This window comes from Chloroflexus sp., assembly GCF_056331925.1.
This window is the reverse complement of record NZ_JBWGQH010000051.1, coordinates 1-5,420: the sequence shown is the minus strand read 5'-3', so window position 1 is coordinate 5,420 and position 5,420 is coordinate 1. Positions and strand designations below refer to the sequence as shown.

Here is a 5,420-nt window from a genome sequence, read left to right as displayed (position 1 = left end):
ACCGGTAGCTACTGGGAACTCTACCGTGCCAATTTTAACGGTGGTGGTCAGCGTATAACCTTCAACAATAACGAAACTGTCGCATTTTCGTGGCTGCGCAGTTGGGATCCGGCCCAACAGATGTTGGCAGTCGATTCGCGGCGCGATCAACCAGGCTACCGCCAAGTGTATGCCCTCAACAGCATCGCTGCTAGCATCAGTGAGACAGCGCCGGGTGCGTCAGCCACTCGCATAAGCACTATCGACGTTCGTGATCAGCTCGAACAGCCGCCAGACAAACTACCGGAATTTCTCACGAAACCCGTCAATGAATTCAATCCAATGGTATCGCCTGACGGTACCCAGCTTCTCGTTGTTTCAGAGCGCACCGGACGTCCAGACCTTAACTTGTGGTCAGGCCCAGCTCCCGGCAGTCTACCTATCGCAATGCGTCTAACCCGTGATCTGCCAGCCTGCCGCTACGAAACGCCGGCATGGTCGCCAGACGGGCGCGTGGTCTATTGGGTGAGCGACTGTGACGGCAATTTCGAGATTTACCGGGCCGAGTTGCGCTATCAGCCAATCGTGCGGCGGCAGGTGGTAGCCCAACTCTTCGCCGAACTAACCAACATCCGCAACCTGACGAACAACGCTGTCAATGATCGCTTCGCCCGCGTCTCACCCGACGGCAAACAAATTGCCTTCGCCAGCGACCGCGACGGGAATTGGGAGATTTATGTGATGAACAGCGACGGTAGCAATGTGCGTCGCCTGACCAACAATCCCGCCACCGACGATGCACCGACGTGGTCGCCCGATGGCCGCCAATTGGCCTTCGCCAGCGACCGCGACAGTGACTTCGAGATCTATATCCTGAACGTCAGCGATGGTACGATAACCCAACAAGTCACCCAAAACACCGCCCAAGACCGCTGGCCGTTGTGGGCCCAGTAGGGCCGCACGGCCGTGCGCCCCCGTGCGGCCCCCCGTGCGACCGTGCGGCCCTCCGTGCGGCCCCCCGTGCGACCGTGCGGCCCTATACAACCACCGGGCCGCATCACGATGTACCCTACCGCGATGGGGACGTTGATGTATGATTCGTGGTTGAATCGCGCGCGATCAACACCTTATCTACACGCAACCCGTCCATATCGACCACTTCAAACCGCCATCCGCTCCACCGCACGACATCACCGGCGGTTGGAATATGACCGATCAGACTAATCACCAGCCCGGCCAACGTCTCGTAACGAAACGTGTCTTCGTCGGGTAGCTCATCGACTTCAAGCAATGCGCGTACCTCATCAACCGGTAATGAACCCTCAACGAGGTATGAACCATCTTCGCGACGCACGATTGGTGGTGGAGTAGCATCGTCGTATTCGTCATCAATCTCGCCCACAATCTCTTCCAATACATCTTCTAGCGTCACAACGCCCTCGATCCCACCTAACTCACCCACCACCAACGCCATATGGCGACGGCTGCGACGAAATGTGGTCAGCAGCGCCGATGCCCGACTATTTTCCGGTACGTAGAGCGGTGGCGAGACGGCTTCCCGTACTAACGCTTGCTCACCCTTTTTTCGGTAGAGTAAGAGCAAATCACGCACATGGGCAATCCCGACAATCTGATCTGGTGTCTCTTCATACACCGGAAAGCGCGAGTAGCCACTCGCCAATAACTCATCGATCACTTCCCCGAGCGTGTGGTTGGCTTCTACCATCTCAACTTCGTGGCGCGGGGTCATGATGTGGCGCACTGCCCGGTCGCTGAACCTAAAGACACGGTCGATGAATTGCTGCTCTTGCGGTTCGACCTCACCGGTCTCGGCACCTTCCCGAACGAGTGCTCGAATATCTTCTTCGGTGACCCGCTCCTCCTCGACATTCGCGCGCCCGATTAGGGTAAGGATCAAACGAGTGGAAGCACTAAGTAACACAATGATCGGTGTACTGATCCGCGCTAGCCCTAACATTGGTCGAGCCATCAGCGTCGCAATGGTCTCGGCACTTTGCAAGGCAATACGCTTCGGTACCAACTCCCCCAACACCAGCGACAGGTACGTAACCAGCAGCACGACCAAAAATTGGGCCAACTGGTCGGCATACGGTCGTAGCCACTCATTGCGGGCAAACCATGGTGCGAGTTGACCGGTCAGGGTTGCGCCGGCAAAGACACCGTTCAGTGTTCCGATCAGTGTAATACCGATCTGCACTGCGGCCAGAAAACGATCGGGATCTTCTTGCAATTGGATAGCAACCGCTGCCCCGCGACTTCCCTCTTCAGCGCGCTGTTCGAGCCGGCCTCGGCGGGCAGAAACAACTGCTAGCTCGGTGGCGGCAAACATTCCATTCGCCAATGCCAGCGCGACAATGATTAATAATTCTTGCATAGCCAAGCGAATACGATCATCTGCACTCGGAACCGGTATGTACCGATTTGAACTTGAAGCACAAATGGCGACGGTTGGATCAACCGTCGCCTCGTACCGATTTGTCTGAAACTACGTTCAGATTCCATTTACCGGTACTGAATAATGCGGAGAAAACTGGCCGCCTGCAACGAAGCACCACCCACAAGGGCGCCATCGATGTCGGGTTGTGCCATAAGTTCATCGATATTGTCTGGTTTGACACTGCCACCATACTGAATACGCACTGCGGTGGCAATCTCAGAGCCGTAGAGTTCGGCTAGTGTAGCTCGGATCGCCGCATGCATCGCTTGGGCATCAGCCGGTGTTGCCGTATCACCGGTACCGATAGCCCAAATCGGTTCATACGCGATCACAACATCCGGCATCCGATCCGGCGGTACCTCGACCAACGCTGCCCGCACTTGTGCCGTCACAATTGGCTCGGCCTGTCCGGCATCACGCTGCGGCTTGCTCTCGCCGACGCAGACAATCGGGCGTAGGCCGTGGGCTAAGGCGGCCCGCAGTTTGCGATTCACCAGCGCATCACTCTCGCTAAAATAGTGCCGACGCTCACTATGACCGACGATCACATAACGGCAACCAACATCGGTCAACATCACTGGTGAAACCTCACCGGTAAATGCCCCTTGTGCCTCAGGGTAGAGATTCTGTGCCCCCAACCCCAACGCACTACCGGCTACCAACGGCGCTACCGCCGCCAACGCCGTAAACGGCGGGCAGACAATTGCTTCACGATCGGTAAGCGGGCCAAGTTCGGCAAGGAGATCACGCACGAGCGCCGTCGCTTCACCAATCGTCTTGTACATCTTCCAGTTACCGGCGATTAACGGAGTTCGCATTGCATCCTCATTTACAACATCTGGGCTAGCGCCCGCAAGATGCTAAAGATCATGCTATCACTCAGCAAGAAGGTCAAGCCAACGCCAACAGCCACGGTGACGGCAAAGACTCGCCAATCCCATGCCAACACCTTCGCACCGTCAAACGGGCCGGCCGGGATCATATTGAACAGGCCAATCCAAGCGTTAAAGCGAAATCCAATATAACAAACTGTTATCCACAGATCGAAGAATGGTGGACGCAACATAATGATCGGTACAAACAACAAAAGAAACAGGAAAGACAACACAAGATTAGTAACCGGGCCAGCTAGGGCGATCAGCCCACTCTGCCGCACGGTTAACAGACCACGATGCCAGACTGCTCCCGGCGCGGCAATGAAAATACCCAACAAGCTGATCAAAATCGAGAGAAGTAGCCAGCGATCGTTGGCAATAAAGTGTGCCTCTGCTCCATACCCACGCGCGACAATGCGATGAGCAAGTTCGTGGAGAACGAACCCGACCCCGGCCACAATCGCCGCCACGACCAGATTCACGATAAACGTGCTACTGATGAGGTTCGAGGCACCAGTTTGCATAATGGCAAATGCCAGCGTCGTGCCGGCCCATGCCTTGAGCAGCTCGATATTGTCATTGCGGGATTGATCGAAGATGGTATCGAATGAGGTTAGATTTCGCACGGCGCATTCCACAGTAGGTTGACAAATATTTGTAATCTCATTATAGCATATTGCCATCGCAGACCATCCTGCTGGTACCATTGCGCTCACCTAACCACAGAGAGGGGTGAGATACCATCTCACCCCTCTCCGGTGTTACACCAACCTATCGGCCTAAACCGCTATTTACGACGAATAATCTCGACCAATTCTTCGAGCGACAGTTGCGATAAGCGGCGTGGCGGTGCTTTCGGCGTCCCACATAGCAAGAGCCGGTGACTTGGATGTAGATACCAATCCGCCTGACTGTCGCGCTGACGTAACGTCTCGTACACCGGTTGCAGATCGACATTCGAGCGACGTTGTGCTGTCACTCCCATGTAACCCCGTCGATCACGGTATGCAAACACCACCGCGCCGTAGCTGTAGGCTAAGCGTGATGAACCACCATCCACGCTCTGTACGGCAATTCCCAACCCCCACGGCGTCTCAAACTCTAGTCGGTTTTGAAACGCTTGCTCAAAACGTAACTGGCGTACCTCGTGTTCGTACCAGGCATCGAGATTCGCCAGCATCGCTTGCGCTACATGGTGGGGGTGGTTGGGATAAAGTGCGTTGTAACCGGCAATGAGGTCATTGATATTGAAAAAGACATGACCCGGCCGATAATTGGCATGATCGATCCGCGTTACTTGATCAACCAGACGGCGTAACGCTTCATCGTTAGGCGCAACCACCCGTCGCACCAGCTCGGCTGCGCTGAGCGTCGGGTCGTTGGTCTGATGGTGGTCGAACCGTCCACCACCGGTGTCAACATGAATAATCCGTGGGTTGGCATCGACCGGTTGATCCTGCCATGTTCGCCCGGCAGGTACGAATCGTAGATCGGCATCTTTCGCCGGGCCAAACCGCATTAATAGCCAGATCGCGGTGAGGCAGTCGAGATCAGGGGCCAGGTGACCCACAATCATCAACGGCGGTTCCACTCGTTGTAACACTTCTAGAGTACCCCCATCGGTTGTCTCCGGGTGGATAACGACCGATAAAGCGGTACTATCTTTTCTTTAAATGTCAAATCTTGTGCATAATATAGCACAGTAGGCACGTTTTCTCAAGTGGGCAGTGCCCGTTCTGCAAACCTTATAATACACGATCTGCAACTGCTTTGATTTGTGATGATTTGCACAGTTATGGGGCTGACGGGCACGAGCCGCATAGTAATTTGTTGGCATTTAATACCGGTATCAGCCAGCTGAAGCGGTGAAATGGTACTGCCCCCACTGTCATTGCGAGCGCGCGCCAGTGCCCGAGCAATCCTAACGTGGGGAAGGAGTGAGGAAGATTGCTCGCTACGCTCGAAATGACATTACGCTCGAAATGACAAATGGTACTGCCCCCACTGTCATTGCGAGAGCACACCAGTGCCCGAGCAATCTTAACGTGGCGCAGGGGCGTCCCCCTTTGTCATTTCGAGGGCACGCCAGTGCCCGAGAAATCCTAACG

5 protein-coding genes are annotated in these 5,420 nt (G+C 55.3%); 1 reads left to right on the top strand and 4 read right to left on the bottom strand.

Annotated features, from left to right (window positions below):
• Positions 1–933, top strand: a 933-nt coding sequence (locus AC01ZF_RS17445) for a TolB family protein (RefSeq protein ID WP_428132884.1), incomplete at its 5' end; no start/stop codon positions are given.
• Positions 934–1,048: 115 nt separating this feature from the next.
• Here AC01ZF_RS17445 and AC01ZF_RS17440 read toward each other — a convergent pair.
• From AC01ZF_RS17440 to AC01ZF_RS17425, 4 genes are all read right to left on the bottom strand, one after another.
• A complete protein-coding gene (locus tag AC01ZF_RS17440) occupies positions 1,049–2,374 on the bottom strand; it encodes a hemolysin family protein (protein ID WP_424677557.1) in 1,326 nt (441 codons plus the stop codon).
• Positions 2,375–2,502: 128 nt separating this feature from the next.
• Positions 2,503–3,255, bottom strand: coding sequence for a triose-phosphate isomerase (gene tpiA, locus AC01ZF_RS17435; protein WP_424677556.1), 753 nt, complete (start codon positions 3,253–3,255; stop codon positions 2,503–2,505).
• 11 nt (positions 3,256–3,266) lie between these two features.
• Positions 3,267–3,938 carry a M50 family metallopeptidase gene (locus AC01ZF_RS17430; RefSeq protein ID WP_424677555.1) on the bottom strand — a complete coding sequence of 224 codons (672 nt, stop codon included), beginning with the start codon at positions 3,936–3,938 and terminating at the stop codon, positions 3,267–3,269.
• 161 nt (positions 3,939–4,099) lie between these two features.
• Complete coding sequence (locus AC01ZF_RS17425; protein WP_424677554.1) at positions 4,100–4,888, bottom strand: hypothetical protein; 789 nt, start codon at positions 4,886–4,888, stop codon at positions 4,100–4,102.
• Positions 4,889–5,420: the final 532 nt, after the last annotated feature.

Coding starts and splice junctions, on each gene's coding strand:
- tpiA (WP_424677556.1), bottom strand. CDS start 3,255: ATGCGAACTCCGTTAATCGCCGGTAACTGGAAGATGTACAAGACGATT.
- AC01ZF_RS17425 (WP_424677554.1), bottom strand. CDS start 4,888: ATGATTGTGGGTCACCTGGCCCCTGATCTCGACTGCCTCACCGCGATC.
- AC01ZF_RS17440 (WP_424677557.1), bottom strand. CDS start 2,374: ATGCAAGAATTATTAATCATTGTCGCGCTGGCATTGGCGAATGGAATG.